Raw genomic sequence first — 23581 nt, 5'->3', positions numbered from 1 at the left:
GGAGGAAGCGGCGATCATGCAGTGGATGGCTTTAGGCAACCTGGGATTTTTGGCGATCATCCCGGTGATTCTTGCCCTGTATCTGCTCAAGCGCAAGTATGAGGATCAGGAAGTGTCGAGCACGCTGCTCTGGCAAAAGACGCTGCAAAACTGGGAAGTCACGCGGCCGTGGCAAAAGCTGCGACGCAGCCTGCTGCTTTTTTTGCAGCTCTTGGCAGCGCTGTTGCTGGTGCTGGCGCTGATCCGGCCGGCGATTCCGGCTGAGGGGGCGGTCACCGACCATACCGTGCTGGTCATCGATGTGTCGGCAAGCATGCTGACTCGCGAAGGCGATGCGACGCGGATCGAGCTAGCAAAGGCAGGAGCGAGAAAGCTGATTGAAACTATGGGTGCCAAGCAGACGGTGACTTTGCTGGCGGCCGGCCGCGAGCCGCAGGTTCTGCTAGCCAAAAGCAGCGACAAGGCTGCGCTGCTGGGCAAGCTCGATTCGCTCGCAGCCACGCTGGGCACGTCCGATTTGCGCGCGGCGCTTTCGCTGGCGCAGGCAATCGCGGCAACCGAAGCGGGCAGCGGGATCATTTGGTATGGTGACGGCGGGTCCGAGCGGATCACGGGAATGGATGCGGGTACAGCCGGCAGCTCGTTTCGCTTTGTACAGGAGGGCCGCACCGATGAAAACAGCGCGATCGGGGCGTTTGTCACGCAGCCCGGCGAACAAGGAACCGACGGACTGCTCCGCATCGACAACTATGGAAAGAAGGCCAAAACGGGCAAGGCGACCATCTATGATGGGGAGGGCCAGCTGGTCGAGACAAGCGATTTCAGCGTGGAGCCGAACGACAGTCGTTCGCTTCCGTTCCACTCCCTTCCGCCTGGCCCCGCGTATCGCGCGGTCATCAGCGTGGATGGCGATGGCCTGGCGCAGGACAATGAGGCATGGAGCGTCCCGTTTGCAGCGCAAAAGGCGAGAGCTGTGCTGGTGTCACCGGAGGGCAACCGCTTTTTGAGCCAAGTGCTGAAGACAGGGAACTTGTTATCGGTGGAGACGATGGACAAGCTGCCGACCAAGGCGGACGGGGCAGCCGATCTGTGGATATTCGATCGGGTGGTGCCTGATGTGCTGCCTCCGGGAAACGTCATGCTGATCGGTCCGCAGCGCAAGACGGCATGGCTGCCGGTTCTCGGCGAGCGGGAGCTTACGCATGAAGCACAGGCAGCGCCAGACGAACCGCTCCTCAAGTATGTCGACTGGAAAGATGTGCACGTGGCGCAGGCTGCGGCACTGGGCGAGATGCCGGGCATGCACAGCCTGGTGAAATCGGGCGAAATCGACCTCGTGCGCAGCGGAACCATCAACAACCAGCGTGCGGTCATCGTTTCCTTTGATCTGCATGACTCCGATTTTCCGCTGCGCCCCGCGTTTCCGATCTTTATGCAAAACGCGCTTTCGTGGCTGCTGCCAAAGCAGTCGTCGCCGATTACCGGCGCCCAGCCGGGGGAAGCGGTGACGATCCCGCTGACACCGGGCGCATCTTCGCGGACGCTCGTATTACCGGATGGCAGCCAGGAGAAGATCGCGGCAGAAGGAAGCTCGTGGTTGTTGCAAGTGCCGCAGCAAGCGGGGCTGTACCGGTTGGAAGAGGAAGTGGGTGGAGCCAGGCAGGGGCGCTATTTCTCCGTGCGTCCAGCCTTGGCAGAATCGGATATTACTCCACGGGTGATGAGTGTGGCTTCCGCTGCCTCTGGCGGGCAAAAGGGCGATGCGGCACAGTCTGCCGCCACGACGGCTGGCAGCAGGGAGCTGGCTACTTGGCTGGCGGCATTGGCGTTGCTGGCGGTTTTTGCGGAATGGAGGGTGTATCAGCGTGGGTATTAGCTTTCAACAACCGTATCTTTTACTGCTGCTGTTGCCTGCGCTGTACATGGTCTATCACTGGTGGCGGCAGCAGAAGCGGATGGCGCAGGCAAGGCGGATCTGGATCGCGTGCGTGCGTACCGCGATGTTTTGCCTGCTGATACTGGCGGTGGCAGGTACGCAGCTCGTCCATCCGGTAAAGGCGGAAACGGTGGTGTTCGTCATCGACCGCTCGGCTTCGATGAAGGATGACAGCCGCGCCACCGCGTTTTTGGCCGAGGCCGTCAAGCAAAAGCGAAGCGAGGATCTGTATGGCGTCGTGGCAGTAGGTGGCGATGCGGCGGTCGACCAGCCGCTCACGACAAAAGATGAGCTGCAGGCGCTCGGCGTGCAGGTCAATCGCAATGCCACCAATCTGGCAGATGGCATTCGGCTGGCAGCGGGGATGATTCCAAGCCAGGCACGGGGCAAAATTGTGCTGGTGACCGATGGGCTGGCTACCGGCGGCGATGTGGAGAAAGAAGCCAAGCTTGCGGCGGAGCGTGGCATCGCGTGGGAAGCGGTGCTTTTGCAGCAGCCGCAGGGCGATGAGGTGCTGGTCTCGTCCGTACAGGTGCCGGACCGCCTGTATGCCGGGGAGGAGTTCCCGATCAAGGTGGATGTCGACAGCACTGTGGCGACCAAGGCGACCCTGCGCCTGTACGAGGGAAACCGCGAAGCGGGCAAACAAACGGTGCAGGTGGAAAAAGGCAAAAACCGCTTTGTTTTTGCGCAAAAAGCGGTCGACAAAGGCTTTCACCGCTATCGGGTGGAAATCGAGGCCGAGCGGGATACGCTGAAAGTCAACAACCAGGCGCACGCATTTTCGCAGGTCGCGGGCTCTCCATCCCTTTTGATCGTCGAAGGGCAGCCTGGGGCCGCACGTAATCTGGTCAATGCCTTGCAGGCCGGAAGCATTCAGGCAGTCGTGAAAGATCCGGCCTTGCTGCCAAAGGAGCTGGACGATTACAAGCAGTATGCCGGAGTCGTGCTCGCCAATGTGGATGCGACCAAGATCGGCGATGACGACATGGAGCGCATTCGCACCGCTGTCCGCGATCTGGGACTTGGCCTGATCATGACAGGCGGACAGGACTCATTTGGCATGGGCGGCTGGTTTCACACGCCGATTGAAGAGGCGCTGCCGGTGTACATGGATTTGCGCGGCAAAGAGCAGCAGCCTTCCCTCGGACTGGAGCTGGTGATCGACAAGTCAGGCAGCATGTCCGGCGACGGCCGGGGCGCGGACAAGATGGAGCTGGCGAAAGAGGCGGCGATCCGTGCGACCGAGATGCTGACCGAAAAGGACCAGATCGGCGTGATCGCGTTCGACGGGTCGCCGTGGACCGTCGTCGAGCCGCAGCAAGTCAAGGACACGCAAGCCATTCGCCAAAAGATCGGGAGCATTTATGCCGATGGCGGGACGGACATTTTCCCCGCATTGCAGATGGCGTACGATGAGATCAAGAAAATGAAGGCGCAGCGAAAACATATCATCCTTTTGACAGACGGCCAATCCGGCCGGGATGACGACTATGTGGGCCTGCTTCAGCAGATGACAGGGGAAAATATCACCGTGACGACGGTTGCGGTCGGGGACGATGCGGATACGACGCTTTTGGAAGATATCGCACAGTGGGGGAAAGGGCGCTATTATTTGTCGACCGATCCAGCTTCCATTCCGAAGATTTTCAGCAAAGAGACGGCGTTGGCCAGCCGCACCTTTATCGTGGAGCAGCCGCAGGTGCCCGCGCTCGCCGGAGCGAGCGACTGGGCGCCGCTGCGCCAAGGGCTGCCGCCGCTGCGCGCCTATGTAGCGACGACAGCGAAGCAGACAGCAGAACAAGCGCTGGTGAGCCAAGACGACGACCCAATTCTGGCACGCTGGCAGTATGGATTGGGCCGCGCTGTCGCCTGGACGAGCGACCTTGATGGCAAATGGGCGCCCGATTGGGTGAACTGGGCGGGCAACAGCCGCCTGTGGAACGAGATCGTCGCCTGGACGCTGCCGCAAATCAACGAAGGGCAATGGCGGACTGAGACACAGCTGGACGGGACGACGGGCAAGCTGACCGTTACGCTGCCAAAAGGCGCGCCATTGCCGCAAGAGCTGGAAGCGGTGGTGCTTGACGCGCAAATGAAGCGGCAAGCCATCCGCGTGCAGCCGACAGGGCCGAATGAGCTGCAAGGAAGCTTTGAGATTGGCGATCCGGGCAGCTATCTCATTCAGATCGTGGAAAAAAGCAGCGGAAAGGCGATCGCCAGCCAGACGACCGGACTGACCGTCTCCTATTCGCCGGAGTTCGGTCTGCCGCAGGACGGCGGGCAGCGGCTGAAGGAATGGCTTGCGGCAACCGGCGGAACCTTGATCGGCGATCCTCGGGATGTGTTTGCTGGCAAGCTTCCGGCCAAGTGGGAAAAACAACCGATTACGGAATGGCTGCTGATGCTCGCTGCGTTGCTGTGGCCGGTGGATGTAGCAGGACGCCGTTTGCAGCTGCCGGATCGATTCTGGCAGCGTTTGGCCGGATTGCTCCGATTGCGCCAGACAGAGGTTGCCGCGGCACCTCCTGTTACGGAAGGAGGCGCCGTCCTGGAACGTCTGGGCGGGGTGAAGCGGCGAACGCGGGACGAGCAGGTGGGAGGACGGGCCGCCGCTGCTGCCGCAGAGCCGAAGACGACAGCAGGAAGAGGCGCAGCGCTGGCAGGCATGCGCAAGCAGCAGGAGGGGGCGCGGCAAGCAGCTTCGGCAGCGCCAAAAGAAGCTGCGCCTGCATCTGCTGCAAAACAACCGACGGCGTCCAGCGACCGCAAGCCGCAACAGGGCGCCTCGCAGGGGCAGGCGGGTGAAGCGTTCAACCGGTTGCTGGCTGCGAAACAGCGCAAGCAGAAGTAGCGGAACAAGATGGTGTGGGACGATAGTAAGGAAAAAGGTTAGGGACCAATACGGCCTCTAACCTTTTTTGTACGAAATGAAATCAACAACTCTATTTATTGTCGGCCCAACCGCTCCAACTCGGTTTCGATCTTGAAAACGCGCTTATTGAGAACAGCTATTTCATCGTCTTGCCGGTCGATTTTTTTATCGATCCGCTCCAAGATGGCAAGAATGTCTTTTGGTTGACTAGCTTCCAAACGTTCAATGGCATCCAGAATGGACGCCTGACCTTTTTCAAGTCGTTCGAGTCTGGCATCCTGATTTACTTGCAGTGCCTCCAATCGGCTCTGAGCGGCTTCAAGGTTGCCTTGTCGGGCTTCCAAACGTTCCTGTCCGGCTTCGAGGTTGCCTTGTCGGGCTTCCAAACGTCCCAGTCCGGCTTCAAGGTTTTCCTGCCGCGCTTCCAATCGGCTCTGAGCAGCTTCGAGGTTGCCTTGTCGGGCTTCCAAACGTCCCAGTCCGGCTTCGAGGCTTTCCTGTCGGGCTTCCAATCGGCTCTGAGCAGCTTCGAGGTTGCCTTGTCGGGCTTCCAATCGGCTCTGAGCGGCTTCAAGGTTGCCTTGTCGGGCTTCCAAACGTCCCAGTCCGGCTTCGAGGTTTTCCTGTCGGGCTTCCAATCGGCTCTGAGCGGCTTCAAGGTTGCCTTGTCGGGCTTCCAATCGTCCTAGTCCGGCTTCAAGGTTGCCTTGCCGGGTTTCCAAACGTCCCAGTCCGGATTCAAGGTTTTCTTGTCGAGCCTCCAACCGGCTTTGCCCTGTTTCCAAGTTTCCCAGCCTTGTCTCTATAGTACCGACCCTTGTTTCCAAACGTTCCTGTCCAGCCTTCAAGTCACTTACATCCGTTCGGATTGCTCTCAATTCTAACAACACTTCATTCATAAGATCCTTTTCCATTGCCGCACACCTCACTTACCGATCATTGTATCACGAGTAAGCGGGCGGGGCAGTTTTTTTCAAGCGGAAAGACCAAGCAATTTTGTCCCATTCTTACGAGAAATTAAAGTAAATTCATCGGATTTATTTATTTGCATAAAACAAAAATGTAAAAAATCACCTAACTAATTTCCGTTTCTTTTTTTTTTCTTTTTTCACCCTAAATCCCAATCCCCCGACTGCTGTGCAGCCCAGGGCTTCGCGGAAAAAAGCGGAGCGCAGCCTTGGCGATGCCCGCTAGGCTCTGGCGAAAAAAGCGGAAACGTTTTTGCGCCACATAGCATCTTTGAAATGCTCCCGCCGCGCAGCGTGTGGCTTTGGGGCGCAGTTTCCGTTTTTTTCGCCGGAGCCGTTCACCACGACCCCCAGCAGGCATCGTCAGAGCGGAGCACCGCTTTTTTCCGCGAAGCCCCCACTTCCGCAGCAGCCTTCACAAAAAACTGACGGTGCTCTGCTTCAATGTGCTCGGCGATGTGTTCCGCGTCGCCTTTGACCCGAAGGTGAACGAGCGTTAACGCAACGAATGCCACACGGGATTCCAACAAGCTGGGAGTGAAACGCATGAACGAAACGATCGTAGAAGTCACCGACTTGAAAACGTCTTTCTTTACCCGGGCGGGACAGGTGCAGTCGGTGCGCGGGGTTTCCTTTGCCATCAAAAAGGGTTGAAATCGTCGGAATCGTCGGCGAATCGGGCAGCGGCAAAAGCGTGATGGCCAAATCGATTTTGCGGCTGATTGCGGCAGCGGGCGCTGATCGCCATGGCGCTTTCCTGTGAACCGGAGCTGTTGATCGCAGGCGAGCCGACGACCGCACTCGATGTGACGATCCAGGCGCAAATCCTCGATCTGATGAAAGAGCTGAGCGCCAAGACGAACACGGCGATCATGCTGATCACGCACGATTTGGGCGTGGTCGCGCAAATTTGCAGCCGCGTGATCGTGATGTACGGCGGCATGGTGATGGAAAAAGGACCGGTCGATGACATTTTTTATCGCCCGCAGCATCCCTACACGCAAGGCTTGCTGAAATTGCTGCCGAAAGCAAACGGCAGCGAGAAGGAGCGGCTGACGCCGATCGAGGGAACGCCGCCCAATTTGCTGATTCCGCTGCCAGGGTGCCCGTTTGCGGATCGCTGCCCGCATGTGATGGAGAAATGCCGCCAGGAGCTGCCGCGCTTTGCGGAGGCTGGCACCGATCACGATACACGCCGCTGGCTTGGCATCCAGGAGACGAAGGAGGTGGCAGGCACCGATGGCGCGAAATGAGGTTTTGCTGGACGTGCAGCATATCAAAAAATATTTTCCGGTAAAACGCAATCTGTTCGGGCGTTCCAGCCAACAGGTCAAAGCCGTGGATGACGTGGGCTTCAAGCTGTATCGCGGCGAACAGTAAACACAGAACATGCGAAAAAGCATTGCTGCATGGGCAATCCGATGAAATGGATTCGCTTGCGGCAATGCTTTTTCTTTTTGAGCGGATTTAGCGGACGAGCTGCCAGACCGCGTGAATCACCCATTGCGATTTCATCACCACATATATCACCCAGATCGCTGTGCTGCATACCCAGCAAAAGCGCGTGATGAGCTTTTCCATAGGACCGCCGTTGCGAAACAGGTGAAGGGCGACGCGCAGGCGCGGGACCACCAGCGAGTGAATGCCTTCCTGGCCGAACAAATCGCCGACCAGATGTGACCACCAGCCGATGATGAAACCGAGCGCGCTGGCATAGACGAATGCCGAACCGCCGGATGCGACCGACCAAAGGCCGAGCGTCAGGCAGATGGCGAATTCAGGCGTGTGAATGACCCCGCGATGCCGGACCAGCGGCAAAATAAACAGCGCCCCGCCCAAAAAGGCGAAAAACCAATGCAGTTGATAGGCATACCAGGCGTACAGGACAAAAGCGCCGACACCAAACAGCACCAAATCTCTGATCTTGGTCAGCAAGAGGCAAAACACACTTGCCGCAAGCCAAAAAGGAAAGCTGCCGATCAGTCCATCCGGCAGCGAGATCACGGCTTGTTCAAACGGGATGCCGATCCCGAAGCGCCGATTCAAAAAGACGGCCAGCAGCAAAGCGCCGATCAGCGCGAGCACGCCTGCGGCTGATTTGAGCGACCGCCTTGTTTGGGGCGAAAAGGGACTGATCACTTTGCTCGCGGTCGACGTTTTGTGATCGATGTCGGGTGCGAGCGAGCCGATTCCAACCGCCGCGACGCCGATGCCAAAGCCCGCCAAAGTAAGCGTCGAAGCAAGCGGGGCCAGGCTGAGATAGGCGCTGCCCAATGCGACCCCAAGCGCCAAATGACCGGATTTGTTCACATGTGTTCCTCCTTCCGAACGGATTCATCGCGCTTTTCGCTTGTACAGATAAGAATTTATAAGTGCTTGCGCTTATAAATTCTGGAGCGGAAGAAAAACTTCCACAGATTGAAGGACCTGCTTCTTGAAAGGGCTTCTGAAAGAAGTTTTTCTTAAAAACGATCTTGACTATGATAGCATGAAAAGAGGAAAAAAGAGAACGTTTGTACGCACTTATTTTTTCGAGCCGTTGATGAATGATGTGAGATCGGCCGGATGCGGTGCCATTTTGGCGCGTTTGTCCCGCAGCGTTTTTCCGCCAGATGGCTGCGAAATGCCAGTTGCTCCCCGAGAAGATCGGAAAGCCTTTTGCCCGGCTGTCGCTGCAAAACCGGTGGTCCTCACCCAGATTGACATTGCAAACCGCACTTTGCGAAAAACACAAGGCTCGCGTATGGTAACATGAAAGATAGCGAACGGCAGAAGAAGGAGTGTTTGAAAACATGGTCGATCGATTGCAGCTATCCGCAGGAGAGGTTTTGGCGAGCCGCATTGCACAGCTCAAGGAGCTGTTTCCCGAGGCGGTAAGCGAAGGCCGGATCGATTGGGAGAGGCTGATGCAGCTTGCAGGAGAACAGGGTGAGGCGGGTGCCGAGCGCTACGGGCTTGGCTGGGCCGGCAAAAAGGATGCGGTCCGGACGCTCCAGATCCCTAGCGTGGCGACGCTGTTGCCTCATCCGGATCAGTCGCTTCGGTTTGATACGACAAAAAATCTGGTCATCGAAGGCGACAATCTGGAAGTCTTGAAGCTGCTGCAAAAAAGCTATTACGGCAAAGTCAAGATGATCTATATCGATCCGCCTTACAATACAGGCAATGACTTCATCTACACGGACAACTATCGCGATAGTTTGCGAGACTATTTGCGCTATACCGGACAAGCTGACGAAGAGGGAAACCCGCTTGCCGCCCGCGCGGACAAAAGCGGACGCTATCACTCCAACTGGCTTTCCATGATGTACCCGCGCCTGTTTTTGGCGCGCAATCTGCTGACCGATGACGGCGTTATTTTCATCAGCATCGACGAGATCGAACACGCCAAGCTGCGCCTTTTGTGCGACGAGATTTTCGGCGAGGAGAACCATGTGGCCGATTTCGTCTGGCAGAAGAAAAAAGGCGGCGGCAACGATTCCAAGTACGTTGCAGTGGAACATGAGTATATCGTCATGTACGCCAAAAACGAAGCAGCACTGCATGAGCTGTTCGAGCCGTACAAGCCGGAATATTTGGCCCGCTATCGCGAGGAAGACGAGCAGGGCCGGTATTATTGGGATACGTTCAAGCGAAAATCAGGCAAGCAGTATTATCCGATCGAGTGTCCGGACGGGACGGTGCTTTCGCATGACGAGTTGGGCCAGCCGATCAGCTGGCTGCGTTCGGAAGCGCGCTTCCGCGATGATTTGGCCAAAGGCGAGGTACGGTTCGTACAGACGCACAACGGCTGGTCGGTTCAATTCAAGCAGCGGCTGCCGGAAGGGAAAAAGCCGCGCAGCCTCTTCCTGGAGGAGTCCGTGCTGACACAGCAGGGGACGACGAGCGACGGAAGCAATGAACTGCTGCAGCTGTTCCGGCAGGAGCTTTTTCCCAATCCCAAGCCGGTTTCGCTGATCAGCCATCTGCTCGGCTTCAGTGTCGGCAAGGATGATCTGATCCTCGACTTTTTTGCCGGCTCGGGTACCACGGGGCATGCGGTCATGGCGATGAACAAACAGGATGGCGGCAATCGCCGCTTTATTTTGGTGCAGCTGCCGGAAGCCACGGGGCGGGATGATTTTGCCACGATTTCGGCGATTACCAGAGAACGGCTGCGCCGCGCTGCGGCCATGATGGATCAAGAGGATGGCGGAGCGGGGCAGGACCGCGGCTTCAAAGCGTTTTCGCTGGCGTCCTCCAATTTCAAAATTTGGGACAGCGCCAAAGCTGCGCAGACCGAAGCGGAGCTGGCCGATCAGTTACGGCTTTTTGCCGACCATGTCGTCGCAGATCGCACGGCGGAGGACATGCTTTACGAGATTTTGCTGAAAGCGGGCATCGAGCTTACCGCGCCGATCTGCACGGAGACGGTCGGCGGCAAAACGATCCATGTGATCGGGGAAGGCGAGCTGCTCGTGTATGTGGAGTCTGAGATCGGAAGCGAGCAGGTGGGTGCGATCATCGCGCGCAAGCCGGCGCAGGTCATCTGCCTGGATGAAGCGTTCGGCGGGAACGATTCGCTCAAAACCAATGCCGCGCTCGAAATGAAATCGCACGGCATCGCGTTTCGCACCGTGTAGGAGTGACGAACATGAAACTACAATTCGACAGTCAGCAGCAGCACCAGCTGGATGCGATCCAGGCGGCGGTTGACCTGTTTGACGGGCAGCCGCTATCCCGGGGGAACTACGAGGTGAATCTTGACGCGCTGGCAAGCGGGATGCTGTCCGAATGCGGGTATGGCAACCAGCTGGCGATCGATGAGGCAAGCATTCTCGCCAATGTGCAGCGCATTCAGGCGAGAAACGGGCTGCCGGCAGCGGAAACGCTGGATGGCATGCATTTTTCCATCGATATGGAGACGGGCACAGGCAAAACCTATGTCTATTTGCGGACGATCATGGAGCTGCAGCGAAAATACGGCTTTACCAAATTCATTATCGTTGTCCCGAGCGTGGCGATCCGCGAAGGGGTGCTGAAAAATTTGCAGCTGACCCGCGAGCATTTTCACGCGCTCTATGAAAATCAGCCTTATGACTACCATGTCTACGATTCCAAGCGCATCTCGTCGCTGCGCCAGTTTGCCCATGCCGACAAGCTGCAGATCATGGTGATCAATATCGATGCGTTCAACAAAAAGGAAAACAACATCATTCACAAGGAAAACGACCGCTTGTCCGGCCGAAAGCCGATCGAGTTCATCCAGGCGACGCGACCGATCGTGATCATCGACGAGCCGCAAAACATGGAGTCGGCGCAAGCGAAAGCGGCGATCAACAGCCTTGAGCCGCTTTGCACGCTGCGCTACTCGGCGACCCACCGGAACCTGTACAACCTGCTGTACCGCCTCGATCCGGTAAAAGCGTACGACTGGAAGCTGGTCAAACGGATCGAGGTGGACTCGGTGCTGGATGATCCGGATTTCAACCAGCCGTACATGCGGCTCGACTCGGTGGAGGCGGCAAACGGCAAGCTGGTCGCCAAGCTGCTGATCGATGTGCAAAAAAGCGGCGGGCCTGAGAGAAAGCTGGTCACGATCAGCAAAACGGGGACAGACCTCCATCAGCTGTCAGGCGAACGGGAGCAGTATCGCGGGTATGTGGTCGATCAGATCGACTACGCAACCAGGACCGTCACGTTTGCCAACGGCCGCCGCATCCAATGCGGACAAGAGTATGGCGGGCGCACGGATGAGCTGATGCGCGCCCAGATTCGCGAGACGGTCAAGGAGCATCTGGAAAAGGAGCTGCGCATTCAGGAGCTTTTGCCGGAGGGGAGAAGGCTCAAGGTGCTTTCGCTGTTTTTTATCGACAAGGTGGCGCATTATGCCGATGAAGACGGGAAGATCAGAAGGTGGTTCCTGGAAGCTTACCGCGAGCTGCGCGAAAAGCCGCGCTATGCTACGCTGCAGCTGCCGGATGAAAATCTGGTGCACAACGGCTATTTTGCAACCGATGCGCGCGGCAAGGCCAAAGATACGAAAGGAAATACGAAGGCGGACGACGATGCGTACGAGCTGATCATGCGCGACAAGGAACGGCTGCTTTCGCGCTCCGAGCCGCTCCGCTTCATTTTCAGCCATTCCGCGCTGCGCGAGGGCTGGGACAACCCGAACGTGTTCCAGATTTGCACGCTGAACGAAACCCGCTCCGAGCTGAAAAAACGGCAGGAAATCGGGCGCGGCTTGCGTTTGCCGGTGGATGAGACGGGCAACCGCGTTTTTGACAGCAGCATCAACCGGCTGACGGTCATCGCCAACGAAAGCTACGAGGATTTCGCCGCCGGTTTGCAGCGCGAGATCGAGGAGGAGTGCGGGGTGACGTTTTCGCGCGAGCGGCTGGACAACAAGCGGCAGCGCAAGCAGCTTCGCCTTGTGTCCAAATGGCGCAGCAATCAGGACTTCCTCGCTTTGTGGGAGCGGATCAAGCAGCGGACCCGCTATCGCGTGGAGTATGAGACAGAAGCATTGATTCGGCAAGCGGGGGAAGCGATCAGGCAGATGCCGCCGATAACAGCCCCGCGCATTCGCACGCAGCGGCACAGCGTCGAGGTGACGGAGCACGGTGTCGTCACGCAGATGCTGGCCGCGCGAGAGCAGCGGATCGAGCCGGAAATAGCCAGACCGGTAGCGGTTCCCGATCTGATCGGCTATTTGCAGCGGGAGACGGAGCTGACGCGCCGCACGATCGCCGATATTTTGATTCAGTCGGGGCGTCTGGCCGATGCGCTGGTCAATCCGCAGCAATTCCTCGATCAGACGGCACGGGAAATACGCGCCGCGATGACCAGACTGATGGTGGCCGGGGTCAAATACGAACGGATCAATGGCAGCGAATACGAGATGCTTTTGTTTGAACAAAATGAAATCAGCAGCTACCTCACGCGCGCGATCGATGTGAAGCACTCGCTTTACGATGCGGTCGAGTGCGACTCCGAGGTGGAAAAGCAGTTTGCGCTCGAGCTGGACGCCCGTGAAGACGTTTCTTTCTTTCTCAAGCTGCCGCGCTGGTTTAAGGTGGATACGCCGCTGGGAACATACAATCCCGACTGGGCGGTGGTCAAACGCGAGAGCGGGGAAGAGGCCAAGCTGTATCTCGTGGCGGAAACGAAAGCGACGCTCAAGGCGGACCAGCTGCGCGACAGCGAAAATCTCAAAATTACGTGCGGTCAGGCTCATTTTCGCGCCTTGGAGGACGTGCAGTTCAAAAAGGTGAGCCATGCGGAGCAAATTTGATCGGCAATCAAGTGTGAAAGGAGGGGCAGGATGCAAACCACCGGGATTCCGGATCATCTGTCCGAGGGGCTGCGCATCTTGTTCGTCGGGTTTAATCCGAGCCTGAAATCGGGCGAAAGCGGCCACCACTACGCCAACCCGCACAACCGGTTCTGGAAAATTCTCCACCAGTCGGGACTGACGCCGCGCCTGTACCGCACGGAAGAGGACGGCGACCTGCTCAAGTTGGGCTACGGCTTCACCAACATCGTCTCCCGACCGACACAGAGTGCGGCAGACATCACCAAGGAAGAGTACGCAGAAGGCAGGCGGCAGCTAAAGGCAAAGATCGAAACCTACCGCCCCCAAATCGTCTGCTTCGTCGGCAAAGGCGTCTACGAGCAATACAGCGGCAAAAAAGACATCCCCTGGGGCATGCAAGCAACCCCGGTCGTCCCCGGCACTATCGAATTCGTCGCCCCATCCTCAAGCGGTTTGGTGAGAATGAAGCTGGAGGAGATCGTGGAAATTTATAGAGGACTTACGAAACTACTGAATCAACTGGGAAAAAACCAGCTTTGAATGGCTGGTTTTTCTTTTTTTTCATCCCCCAAATAGAAAAGCTGGCTAACCGCAACAGAAGCACCGCAAGGATTTTTGAAAAAAGTGGCGCGCAGCCTTGGCGATGCCATCCACCCCCGACCCCCAGCAGGCATCGTCAGAGCGGAGCGCCACTTTTTTCAAAAATCCCTCGCTATAGCAACCGACTAGCCATCTTTTCCAACACACTAACGCTTTACCGCAATAATGACGATAATTGTTACATCTTGTAAAATGATGGCAGTAACTGTTATAATCAATCTGAACAAAAGATCAACGATGTACATTTGTTCAGATTGGAGAGATACGCAAACATGTCCATCATCCATGATGAAAAAATCCGATTGCTGGTGAAGGTAAGCTCTCTTTATTATATCGACGGCTTAAACCAGCAGGAGATCGCCTCGCGCTTGGGCATTTCCCGCCCTCAGGTCAGCCGTATGCTCAGCGCAGCCAAAGCCGAGGGCATCGTGCAGATCACGATCCGCAACCCGTATTCCGAGGAGCAGCGCTACGAAAAAGCGATTGCGGAAACGTTTGGCATCCATGACTGTATCGTCATCCAGCCCTCCGATGCCGATGCGCGGATGGTCGACCTCCATTTGGGACGAGCAGGGGCCACCCTCTTGGAGTCGGTACTGAAAGAAAACGACATCGTCGGCGTGATGGCAGGCCGCGCAATCGCCTCACTTGCCGAGGAAATGCGTTTCTCCGGGCGCAAGCACCTGCAATTCGTGCCGCTTGTCGGCGGGTGGGGCTCGGAAGGCTCCGCCTGGCACGCCAATTCCAACACCCGCATGATGGGGGAAGGACTCAAGGCCAAATACTGGTTCCTCAATGCGCCGGCGATTGTCGGAAGCACGGATGCCAAAGAAGTTTTGCTCAAGGAAAAAGAGATCGGCGACGTGCTGGCGATGGCGCGGCAAGCCAAAGTGGCGGTTGTGGGAATCGGCCAGCCGACCCCGAATGCGACGATCGTTCGTTCCGGCGTTTTTACGGAAGAAGAGATGTGCGCTGTGATGGAGCAGGGCGCGGTCGGCAACCTTTGCACCACGTTCATCAATGAGAAAGGGGAAGCGATCGCTCATGAAGCCGAGCAGCGGATGATTGGCTTGTCGGCAGCCGAGCTTCGCCAAATCCCCAACATTATCGCCATCGCCAGCGGCGAAGAGAAGGTGGCAGCCATCGCGGCGACGCTGCGGGGTCGCTGGATCGATGTATTGATCACCGATATGGCAACAGCCAAGGCAGTTTTGGAGTGGCATCGCTCGCATCCGGTTTCCTGACGAGGCCGGATCGCGCTGATGATAATAAAAAAAGAGAACATTCAGGAGGAAGTAGCATGAAAAAGTTCATCGTGATTCTCACTGCATTGATGGTCGTCATGGGGTTGGCCGGATGCGGCAACAAGGCTGAGAATGAAGGCGGCGCAGATGCGGCCAAAGCCGAAAAATCAATTGCGATTTTGACTCCATATCTCTCATCTGTTACTACGAATGAAATGGTCGAGGCACTCAAAAAACAGGCGGAATCCCATGGCTGGAAAGCCAATGTGGTCGATACCAAAGGCGACGTTGGGCAACTGGCGAGCCGCATGGAAGACATGATTGCCAAAAAGGCGGACGCGATCGTCTTGGTCAGTACGGACCCGAATCAACTGAAGGTGCAAATCGGCAAAGCGAAAGAAAAGCAAATTCCGGTATTCGGCTGCGATTCCGGCTACATTGATGGCATGGTCATGAATGCAACGAGCGACAACGCGCAAATGTCCACCATGATTTCCGACTATCTGTTGAAAACGATTGGCTTCAAAGGCAATCTCGTCGTTCTGACATACCGTGCCCACCCAGGCGTGCTGAAACGCAGTGAGACGCTCGATGGCGTACTGAAAATGAACAAGGATGTAAAAGTGCTGCAAGAGCAACAAGTGCAAGTGCCAGGTCCGATCGAAAGCGCCAGACAGCAAATGGAAAACATTTTGCTCGCGAACAAGGACGAAGGTTCCGTGACGGCCGTTTGGGCAGGTTGGGATGAGCCGGCGATCGGCGCTGCGCAGGCGATCGAGGCAGCGGGCAGAAAGAACATCATCGTAACAGGCATCGACGGAAATAGTCAGGCGATTGACATGATTAAGAAAGGTTCGCCACTTGTCGCGACCGTAAAGCAAAACTTCCCGGGCATGGCTGAGATCGTTAGCGAGCAAATCGATAAAGTGTTCAAGGGCGAAAAAGTTGAAAAGACCGAAATGTACGCGCCTGCTTCCTTGATCACCAAAGAAAACGCCAACTAAGCCGGCAATCACGTACGTGGCAGGCAGGTAGGGAGGATTTCGCATGAGTTTACTTGAGACCGTGTCCCTTTTGAAGCAATTCGGGCCGCATGTCGCACTCTCCAGCGTCTCCATCGACATCAAGGCGGGAGAAGTGCATGCGTTAGTGGGAGAGAACGGGGCAGGCAAGTCCACGTTTATCAAAATGATTACGGGTGTGTACGCGCCGGATGGCGGCGAGATTCGCTGGGAAAACCAGCAGGTCAGCATCGGCCATCCGCGTCATGCCCGCGATCTCGGCATCAATGTTCTTCATCAGGATCGACAGCTCGTCCCGACTTTTACCGGCTATGAAAATTTGTTCCTGGGCCAGCATTATCCGACCGATTGGGGCCGCGCCAAGATCAATTGGCGCGAAATGAAGCAAAAAGGGGATCGGTTGAAAGCGGAGTTCGGCATCGAGCTGGATTTGAACAAAACCGCACAGCAGATGTCACCGCCGGAACGAACGATGCTCGAAATCCTCCGCGCCATGATGCTCACGTGCAAGCTGTTCATTCTCGATGAGCCGACGGCATCGCTAACCGATCATGAGGCGGAGCTGCTGTTCGCGCTCATCGACAGGCTGAAGGCGCAAGGGACCGCGATCCTCTATGTTTCCCACCGGATGGACGAGATTTTTCGCTTGTCGGATCGAATCACGGTGCTGCGCAATGGGCAAAAGGTTGCGACGACGCAGACGCGGGAAACGACGAAAGACCAGCTGATTTCCTTGATGACAGACGGCCAGATGAAGCAGCATGGCGCCGAAAAGCGAAAGCTGCGGCAGGGGCAGGTCATCATGCAGGTAGCGGATGTGCGCACGGCGGACGGGCGTGTAAAAAAAGCGGATGTAGTCGTGCGCGAAGGCGAGATCGTCGGAATCTTCGGTCTGGCAGGAGCGGGGCGCACGGAATTGCTTGAGGCGATTTACGGTGTCCGCCCCCTTTCCGGCGGTTCAATCCAGCTTAACGATAAAACGATAAGCGCGCCCACGCCCGCCGCTTCCATCCGCGAAGGGGTCGTGCTTATTCCGGAAGATCGCCGTCACGATGCGCTGATCATGGGGATGACGATCCGCGAGAACATGACGCTCCCCGTGATCGGAAAGTATGCCAAATGGTTCGGGCTTGCGGAAAAACAGGAGAAACAGGAGGTTCGCGGCTGGATGGAGGCGATGAAGGTGAAGGCGGTCGGTTCCGAACAGACCGTTTCGCAGCTCAGCGGCGGCAATCAGCAAAAAGTGGTTTTTGCCAAAGCGCTGCTGTCCAATCCCAGACTCTTTTTGTGCGACGAGCCGACACAAGCGGTCGACGTCATGACACGATCGGAAATCCACAACCTGCTTCGCGCAAAAGCCGAAGAAGGCTGCGGCGTCGTCTACGTTTCTTCCGATTTGCAGGAAGTGCTTGAGGTGGCAGACCGGATCGTCGTCATGCACGACGGCAAAACAATCGCCTCGGTCGAGAACGATGGGGTGACTGCAGAACAAATCCTTCACCTATGCTATCGTCCGGAAAACGCAGCGACTACGGACTAATCACCCCGAAGAGGAAAAGGATGTGGAAAACATGCAAACGGATGCGTTCAGAATCATCCGGACCTATGGGACGGTTATCGCCGCCATACTCATCATCATCGGGTTTAGCGTGCTGAGCCCGGATTCATTCGCCTCTATCGACAATGCGATCAACATTACGAGGCAAATATCTTTTCTCGTCATCATTGCAATCGGTGCCACGCTGGTTATGGCGGTCGGGGAGTTCGACCTGTCCGTCGGAGCGATGGCCAGCATGGGCGGCGTCGTTGCTGCCAAGCTGGCGGTAGCAGGATATCCGATGGCGGTCGTCTTTTTGGTACCGCTTATTGCCGCGCTGATCATCGGCTATATCAACGGATGGGTTGTAACCCGGTTCCGTGTGCTTTCTTTCATCACAACGCTGGCGATGGGGACGATTCTTGGCGGGTTCACCTTCTGGCTGACAGGCGGTGCGACGGTATTCGAAAACATTCCGGACGCGTTCCGCTATATCGGACAAACCGAATGGGGCAGCATTCCGCTCTTGTCGATCATCATGATCCTCATCGCCCTGTTGTTCTGGTATATCATGACGCATACGCCGTTTGGACGGAAGCTGTATGCGATCGGCGGGAACGAATCGGCTTCCCAAATCGCCGGGGTCAACGTCAAATGGAACAAAAACGCAGCGTTCGCGCTTTGCTCGATGCTGGCAGCGCTGACCGGCGTGCTGATGGCCTCGCGACTCGGCTCCGCGCATCCGACAGGCGGCAACGGGCTGTTTCTCCCGTCGTACGCTGCAGCATTCCTCGGCATGACCGCTTTTAAAGAAGGCGTGCCCAACATTTGGGGAACGTTTGTCGGGGCGGCGATCATCGGCATTTTGGCAAATGGCTTGACGATTTTGGAAGTGCCGTCTTTCATGCAGGATGTCATCACGGGAATCATCGTCATCGCCGCCGTCATTTTGCAGCGGTTGGGGCGTGGTGTGCGATGAGGTTTCAAAACAAACGCGATCGCGAGGTGTATCAGGCGGCGGTCAATTCCAGCGCAGGCGTGCTGGTGGGGTATCTGGTGGCAGGCGACCCCACCCCTCACGACTCGTTGGATTGGCTGGCGGAGGCGGTCGACGCAGGCATCGATATTTTGGAAATCGGCGTGCCGAGCCGCAACCCTTATGTGGATGGCGAAATCATCAAGCGCGGGCATCAGCGTGCACATGAAAACGGCGATCCCTCCGAATGGCTCCTGCCGTTTTGGCGTGACCTGCGCTCGCGGACAACGGTCCCGCTTTGGGCGATGGGCTACAAAACGGATGTTGTGGATAGCGGGCTGTATCTCGAGCTGGCCAAAGAAGGGCTGATCGATGCGTTGGTGCTGCCTGACTGCCCGTTGGCTGAACAAAACCAGATTTGCGTCGAGATGGAGCCATACGGTGTCGACGTGGTCCGCTTCGTCAATCCGGCGATGTCCGATGAAGAGCTGCAGGCAGCGGTATCGCAGTCGGCTGTGATTTATGCGCAAATGTACGCGGGCACGACAGGCGATCCGCTCTCCCAGTTCGGCGATCTGGACGGCCTGCTGGTGCGCACGCGCCAGCTTTTTGACGGCATGATTGTCGCAGGATTTGGCCTGCGCAGTCCCGAAAAAGTAGCCCAGGTAATGAAAAGCGGCTATGACGGCGCTGTCGTCGGTTCGGCGCTGGTGGCCCGGTGCGAGTTTCAGGAGCGCGATTACTTGTATCGGTTGATCTCGGAAATGAAGCTGGGCACCTGCCGTGCGCAAGAGGGGGAGAAGCCGGATGAACAAGGGCTATGTAGCCTCAATTGATATCGGATCAACAGCGGTAAAAGGCGTGCTGGTGAATGCGGCAGGCGAGCTGTACCACGAAGTGACCGTACCTGTGGAGACGGACTATCGCGAGGGACATATCGAGCAGGACCCGGAATCATGGTGGCAGGCAACGGTCCAAATCGCCAATACGTGGTGGCGCGAAGGTGTCGATCCTGCCGAGGTTCGCTGTCTTGTCTGCAGCGGCCAGATGCAGGATTGCATCCCTGTCGATGAGAGCGGAAAAGCTCTTTATCCTGCGATCCTTTATTCCGACGGACGTGCGGAGGAAGAGGCAAACAAGCTCGCCCGGACGCTTGGCGTAGAGACGATGCGCGAGGTGACGGGCAACCATTTTGACGGTACGTTTCCACTCGCTAAAATCGTGTGGCTTCGCGATCACGAGCCGGACATTTACCGGCAGACCCAGCGGTTTTTGTTCGGCGCAAAAGACTATGTGATCTACAAATGCACCCGCGATGCGGTCGTCGATCCAACGACAGCCTCGACGGTGGGGTTGATGAATCAGAAGTCCCGAACATGGCAGCAGGAATGGCTGCCTGCGATCGGCGTGGAGGCGGACAAATTGCCGCAGATTTTGGCTGCGCATGAATGTGTCGGCACAATCGGCGATGCGGCGGCGGCCGTGACCGGATTTGCTGCGGATACCCCGATTTTGTGCGGGATCGGCGATGCGGGGGCCTCGACGCTTGGGGCAGGCGTGATGGAGGAGGGCGACCAGTACGCTTATCTTGGCACGACGGGGTGGGTGGCAGCCTCGACTTCCGTCATCCGACGGTTGGAAGGAGGCGTCTTTCATCTGGCGCATCCGGTCGAAGGTCTTTCCATCGCCATTGCGCCGTTGCTCAATGCGGGCAATGCGCATAAATGGGGCGTGAAGCTGCTCGGATGCGATACGGATGATTATGACGGGTTCGAGAAGCTCGCCGCTGCTTGCGATCGCGGGAAAAACAGCGTGCTGTTTTTGCCGTACTTGAACGGGGAGCGCTGTCCGATTCAGGACCCGGATGCATCGGGGAGTTTTGTGGGCATGCGGACATCGGCGGGCAAGGAAGAGCTGGCAGCAGCTGTGCTGGAGGGCATATCCTTTGCAGTCCGGCATGTTCAGGAATATTTGCAGCTGCCGGACACCGGCTCGCCTTTGACGCTGATCGGCGGTGGAAGCCGAAGTGCGGCCTGGTGCCAAATTTTATCGGAAGTGACCAAGCGAGAGATTCAGGTTCCCGCCGATTCGCAATTTTTGCCTGCGCTGGGCGCTGCCGCGATCGGCTTCACGTTTTTGGGGTGGGCGGCCGACTATCGCGGGTTCAGGGAGCAGGTGCTGCATGCCAGGTCAAACCGGAGCTTTGCGCCCGCACCTGCTCTGCTCGAGCATTATGACCGGCAGTACGCAAAGTATGTGCGTCTCTATTTGTGTCTGAAGGACATCACGTAAAGGAGGCAAACGGATGGACCGGGATGCCTTGTATCGTTTTTTGCAAAAGGATGCGGAGGAGCCGTTTCAAGGTTGGGACTTCCGCTATTTGACCCGGACGGGAAGAATCGCGGAGTTTCCGCTTAGCTGGAATTACGCCAGCAAAGTTTTGACCAGGCTGCCGCAGATCGATTCGCTTTTGGATATGGGGACGGGCGGGGGAGAGCTGTTGTCTCTCTTGTCTCCGCTGCCGCGGACAACGGTGGCGACGGAAGGGTATTTGCCCAATGTAACGATCGCCAAACAGCAATTGGAGCCGCTTGGCGTCAAAGTGATCGAGGCGGATGGCGATGATAAGCTGCCTGTTGCCGATGGTGTTTTCGATCTGGTCATCAATCGCCATGAGTCGTTTTGTGCAGAGGAAGTGTACCGTATCTTGAGGCCGGGCGGGCAGTTCATCACGCAGCAGGTCGGGGGATTGAACGAACAGGAGCTGAATCGGCTGCTGGGGGCGCCGGTGCCTGCGGATTATGCGCATTGGAACCTCGCGTTTGCTGTGGAGCAATTGGAGGCGGCGGGCTTTCGCATCGTGGAGCGAATGGAGGAATTCCCCGCATCGCGTTATTACGATACCGGAGCGATCGTCTATTATTTGAAGGCGATCCCGTGGCAGATACCTGATTTTACGGTGGAGCGATATTTGGACGCGTTGTGCGACATACAGGAGCGGATCGAGGCGGACGGCCATATCGACATCCCCAGCCACCGGTTTTTCATTGTCGCACAGAAAGCGAAATGAAACAGCAGATGATTGTGAGAAACGCTTGTCTTCTGCGATGCGGGAAGGCGAGCTTTCTCTCTTATGGCTATGTATTTTGCAAGTTTTTATAAAAAAGTTCAACAAAGCTATTGCTTATTCAGAAAAAGTATGCTAGATTTAAATTCCTGAAGTTGATACAAACACTTGCCTGACAGGTTAACTCTTGTTAGGGCTTCAAGGATTCATATGGATGGATGTCCGAGCGGCCGAAGGAGCACGATTGGAAATCGTGTAGGCGGGGACAACTCGTCTCGTGGGTTCAAATCCCACTCCATCCGCCATTATGGCCCGTTGGTGAAGCGGTTTAACACAGCAGCCTTTCACGCTGTCATACAGGGGTTCGAATCCCCTACGGGTCACCATACTTCACGGAGGCTTAGCTCAGCTGGGAGAGCATCTGCCTTACAAGCAGAGGGTCGGCGGTTCGATCCCGTCAGCCTCCACCAGATACATAAAATGCTATGTAATGAGCATGATATGTAGGTCGGGTCAATATTTAATAACGTCGCGGGGTGGAGCAGCTCGGTAGCTCGTCGGGCTCATAACCCGAAGGTCACAGGTTCAAATCCTGTCCCCGCAACCAAATTTTCTACTTGTATGATCTAGGATTAACATCTTGTTCAAGTAGGATCGTAGTGCCCGCAGGGTGCAACCAAATATGGAGCTGTGGTGAAGTTGGAGTTCACGCCGGTCTGTCACACCGGAGGTCGCGGGTTCGAGTCCCGTCAGCTCCGCCATTCCAAAGAAGCTGCGAGACGGGTCTCTCACCCGTTCCGGGTTTACCCTCGCAGTGATTCTAAGTAGTATTTGCTCGGGTACAGCTCATCTGGCTACGCAAAGAAGCGATTCGACGCAGTGTCGCCAGCAGGTAGCGAGTCCCGTCAGCTCCGCCATTTATGGCGATGGTATTCCAAACGAGGCTCGGTAGCTCAGTCGGTAGAGCAGAGGACTGAAAATCCTCGTGTCGGCGGTTCGATTCCGTCCCGAGCCACCATATCGTGTATGTGCCGGTGTAGCTCAATTGGTAGAGCACCTGACTTGTAATCAGGGGGTTGTGGGTTCAAGTCCTATCGCCGGCACCACTTTTGGGGTATAGCCAAGCGGTAAGGCAACGGACTTTGACTCCGTCATTCCTAGGTTCGAATCCTAGTACCCCAGCCATTTTCTCTTACGTGAGAGCCATTAGCTCAGTTGGTAGAGCATCTGACTTTTAATCAGAGGGTCGAAGGTTCGAGTCCTTCATGGCTCACCAGTTTTTAAAAAAGAATATGCGGTCGTGGCGGAATTGGCAGACGCGCTAGATTCAGGTTCTAGTGGTGGCAACACCGTGGAGGTTCAAGTCCTCTCGACCGCACCAAAACATATGCGGACGTAGCTCAATTGGTAGAGCGTCGCCTTGCCAAGGCGAAGGTCGAGGGTTCGAGACCCTTCGTCCGCTCCATATGTGCCCTTAGCTCAGCCGGATAGAGCGTTTGACTACGAATCAAAAGGTCGGGAGTTCGAATCTCTCAGGGCACGCCATTTTTTAAATGAATACTGTATGTGCCGGTGTGGCGGAATGGCAGACGCGCGCGACTCAAAATCGTGAGGGAAACCGTGGGGGTTCAAGTCCCTTCACCGGCACCACATATTTGCGGGTGTAGTTCAATGGTAGAACTCCAGCCTTCCAAGCTGGTCGCGTGGGTTCGATTCCCATCACCCGCTCCATTTTTTTGCGGAGGGATACCGAAGTGGTCATAACGGGGCGGTCTTGAAAACCGTTAGGCGGCAACGTCACGCGGGTTCGAATCCTGCTCCCTCCGCCATAATATTCGGGAGTATAGCCAAGTGGTAAGGCACGGGTCTGCAAAACCCTTATCCCCGGTTCAAATCCGGGTACTCCCTCCAGTTACAACTACATATGTCTCAGTAGCTCAGCCGGATAGAGCATCCGCCTTCTAAGCGGACGGTCGGGAGTTCGAGTCTCTCCTGAGACGTGTTCTTATTTGCGGTCGTGGTGGAATTGGCAGACACACCATCTTGAGGGGGTGGCGGG

Annotated in this window: 16 protein-coding genes, 18 tRNA genes and 1 pseudogene (1 of these 35 only partly in view); 33 read left to right on the top strand and 2 right to left on the bottom strand. The window is 56.6% G+C overall.

The window, feature by feature from the left end; translation table 11 throughout:
- Positions 1-16 precede the first annotated feature (16 nt).
- Both ACTID9_RS25275 and ACTID9_RS25270 read left to right on the top strand, forming a co-directional pair.
- Positions 17-1876, top strand: a complete 1860-nt coding sequence (locus ACTID9_RS25275; protein ID WP_441067856.1) for a vWA domain-containing protein — start codon at positions 17-19, stop codon at positions 1874-1876.
- Positions 1866-4790, top strand: a complete 2925-nt coding sequence (locus ACTID9_RS25270; protein WP_441067854.1) for a VWA domain-containing protein — start codon at positions 1866-1868, stop codon at positions 4788-4790. Before ACTID9_RS25275 ends, ACTID9_RS25270 begins: the two co-directional genes overlap by 11 nt.
- 95 nt (positions 4791-4885) lie before the next feature.
- Here ACTID9_RS25270 and ACTID9_RS25265 read toward each other — a convergent pair whose 3' ends face one another.
- A complete protein-coding gene (locus ACTID9_RS25265; protein WP_441067852.1) occupies positions 4886-5725 on the bottom strand; it encodes a hypothetical protein in 840 nt (279 codons plus the stop codon).
- Between the two features lie 600 nt (positions 5726-6325).
- Here ACTID9_RS25265 and ACTID9_RS25260 point away from each other — a divergent pair.
- Positions 6326-7032, top strand: a pseudogene (locus ACTID9_RS25260) (ABC transporter ATP-binding protein).
- Positions 7019-7159, top strand: a complete 141-nt coding sequence (locus ACTID9_RS25255) for a hypothetical protein (RefSeq protein WP_441067851.1) — start codon at positions 7019-7021, stop codon at positions 7157-7159. Before ACTID9_RS25260 ends, ACTID9_RS25255 begins: the two are co-directional and overlap by 14 nt.
- Positions 7160-7246: 87 nt before the next feature.
- Here the strand turns inward: ACTID9_RS25255 and ACTID9_RS25250 are convergent, their stop codons facing one another.
- Positions 7247-8089, bottom strand: a complete 843-nt coding sequence (locus ACTID9_RS25250; RefSeq protein WP_441067849.1) for a metal-dependent hydrolase — start codon at positions 8087-8089, stop codon at positions 7247-7249.
- Between the two features lie 124 nt (positions 8090-8213).
- Between ACTID9_RS25250 and ACTID9_RS25245 the strand changes: the two genes are divergently transcribed.
- The 29 genes from ACTID9_RS25245 to ACTID9_RS25105 all read left to right on the top strand — a co-directional run.
- Positions 8214-8534 (top strand): hypothetical protein, encoded by a 321-nt coding sequence (locus tag ACTID9_RS25245; RefSeq protein ID WP_441067847.1) that lies wholly within the window; start codon positions 8214-8216, stop codon positions 8532-8534.
- A gap of 37 nt (positions 8535-8571) precedes the next feature.
- A complete protein-coding gene (locus tag ACTID9_RS25240; RefSeq protein WP_441067845.1) occupies positions 8572-10401 on the top strand; it encodes a site-specific DNA-methyltransferase in 1830 nt (609 codons plus the stop codon).
- An 11-nt stretch (positions 10402-10412) separates the two neighbouring features.
- Positions 10413-13055 carry a DEAD/DEAH box helicase family protein gene (locus ACTID9_RS25235; RefSeq protein WP_441067843.1) on the top strand — a complete coding sequence of 881 codons (2643 nt, stop codon included), beginning with the start codon at positions 10413-10415 and terminating at the stop codon, positions 13053-13055.
- 30 nt (positions 13056-13085) lie between these two features.
- On the top strand, positions 13086-13616 hold the full coding sequence (mug, locus tag ACTID9_RS25230) for a G/U mismatch-specific DNA glycosylase (RefSeq protein ID WP_441067841.1): 531 nt from the start codon (positions 13086-13088) through the stop codon (positions 13614-13616).
- Positions 13617-13948: 332 nt separating this feature from the next.
- The gene (locus ACTID9_RS25225) at positions 13949-14920 is read left to right on the top strand and encodes a sugar-binding transcriptional regulator (protein ID WP_441067839.1); all 972 of its coding nucleotides are present in this window, start codon (positions 13949-13951) and stop codon (positions 14918-14920) included.
- A 56-nt stretch (positions 14921-14976) separates the two neighbouring features.
- Entirely contained in the window at positions 14977-15924 is a 948-nt protein-coding gene (locus ACTID9_RS25220; RefSeq protein WP_441067837.1) for a sugar ABC transporter substrate-binding protein, read from the top strand.
- A 43-nt stretch (positions 15925-15967) separates the two neighbouring features.
- Positions 15968-17482, top strand: coding sequence for a sugar ABC transporter ATP-binding protein (locus ACTID9_RS25215; protein ID WP_441067835.1), 1515 nt, complete (start codon positions 15968-15970; stop codon positions 17480-17482).
- A 31-nt stretch (positions 17483-17513) separates the two neighbouring features.
- Entirely contained in the window at positions 17514-18458 is a 945-nt protein-coding gene (locus tag ACTID9_RS25210; RefSeq protein WP_441072731.1) for an ABC transporter permease, read from the top strand.
- Positions 18455-19291 carry a tryptophan synthase subunit alpha gene (gene trpA, locus ACTID9_RS25205; protein ID WP_441067833.1) on the top strand — a complete coding sequence of 279 codons (837 nt, stop codon included), beginning with the start codon at positions 18455-18457 and terminating at the stop codon, positions 19289-19291. Before ACTID9_RS25210 ends, trpA begins: the two co-directional genes overlap by 4 nt.
- The gene (locus ACTID9_RS25200; RefSeq protein ID WP_441067831.1) at positions 19263-20747 is read left to right on the top strand and encodes a xylulokinase; all 1485 of its coding nucleotides are present in this window, start codon (positions 19263-19265) and stop codon (positions 20745-20747) included. The genes trpA and ACTID9_RS25200 overlap by 29 nt, the downstream gene beginning before the upstream one ends.
- Positions 20748-20760: 13 nt before the next feature.
- Entirely contained in the window at positions 20761-21525 is a 765-nt protein-coding gene (locus ACTID9_RS25195; protein ID WP_441067829.1) for a class I SAM-dependent methyltransferase, read from the top strand.
- Positions 21526-21734: 209 nt separating this feature from the next.
- Positions 21735-21827: transfer RNA gene (locus tag ACTID9_RS25190), tRNA-Ser, on the top strand.
- A 4-nt stretch (positions 21828-21831) separates the two neighbouring features.
- Positions 21832-21908: transfer RNA gene (locus ACTID9_RS25185), tRNA-Glu, on the top strand.
- 8 nt (positions 21909-21916) lie between these two features.
- Positions 21917-21992 (top strand) — tRNA-Val (locus tag ACTID9_RS25180).
- Positions 21993-22052: 60 nt separating this feature from the next.
- Positions 22053-22129 (top strand) — tRNA-Met (locus ACTID9_RS25175).
- 77 nt (positions 22130-22206) lie between these two features.
- Positions 22207-22283, top strand: a tRNA-Asp gene (locus ACTID9_RS25170).
- A gap of 181 nt (positions 22284-22464) precedes the next feature.
- Positions 22465-22540: transfer RNA gene (locus tag ACTID9_RS25165), tRNA-Phe, on the top strand.
- A gap of 12 nt (positions 22541-22552) precedes the next feature.
- Positions 22553-22628 (top strand) — tRNA-Thr (locus ACTID9_RS25160).
- A 4-nt stretch (positions 22629-22632) separates the two neighbouring features.
- Positions 22633-22707: transfer RNA gene (locus ACTID9_RS25155), tRNA-Gln, on the top strand.
- A gap of 15 nt (positions 22708-22722) precedes the next feature.
- Positions 22723-22798: transfer RNA gene (locus tag ACTID9_RS25150), tRNA-Lys, on the top strand.
- A gap of 18 nt (positions 22799-22816) precedes the next feature.
- A tRNA-Leu gene (locus ACTID9_RS25145) sits at positions 22817-22903 on the top strand.
- Positions 22904-22911: 8 nt separating this feature from the next.
- Positions 22912-22987, top strand: a tRNA-Gly gene (locus ACTID9_RS25140).
- Between the two features lie 3 nt (positions 22988-22990).
- Positions 22991-23067 (top strand) — tRNA-Arg (locus ACTID9_RS25135).
- A 23-nt stretch (positions 23068-23090) separates the two neighbouring features.
- Positions 23091-23172, top strand: a tRNA-Leu gene (locus ACTID9_RS25130).
- A 7-nt stretch (positions 23173-23179) separates the two neighbouring features.
- Positions 23180-23253, top strand: a tRNA-Gly gene (locus ACTID9_RS25125).
- 9 nt (positions 23254-23262) lie between these two features.
- Positions 23263-23351 (top strand) — tRNA-Ser (locus ACTID9_RS25120).
- Positions 23352-23359: 8 nt separating this feature from the next.
- Positions 23360-23433 (top strand) — tRNA-Cys (locus ACTID9_RS25115).
- 15 nt (positions 23434-23448) lie between these two features.
- A tRNA-Arg gene (locus ACTID9_RS25110) sits at positions 23449-23522 on the top strand.
- 11 nt (positions 23523-23533) lie between these two features.
- Positions 23534-23581 (top strand) — tRNA-Leu (locus ACTID9_RS25105); it runs 37 nt beyond the window's last position.

The organism is Brevibacillus fluminis (assembly GCF_052072235.1).
In the GTDB taxonomy this organism is placed as follows: domain Bacteria; phylum Bacillota; class Bacilli; order Brevibacillales; family Brevibacillaceae; genus Brevibacillus_D; species Brevibacillus_D fluminis_A.
This window is presented reverse-complemented; position numbering and strand designations above follow the sequence as displayed.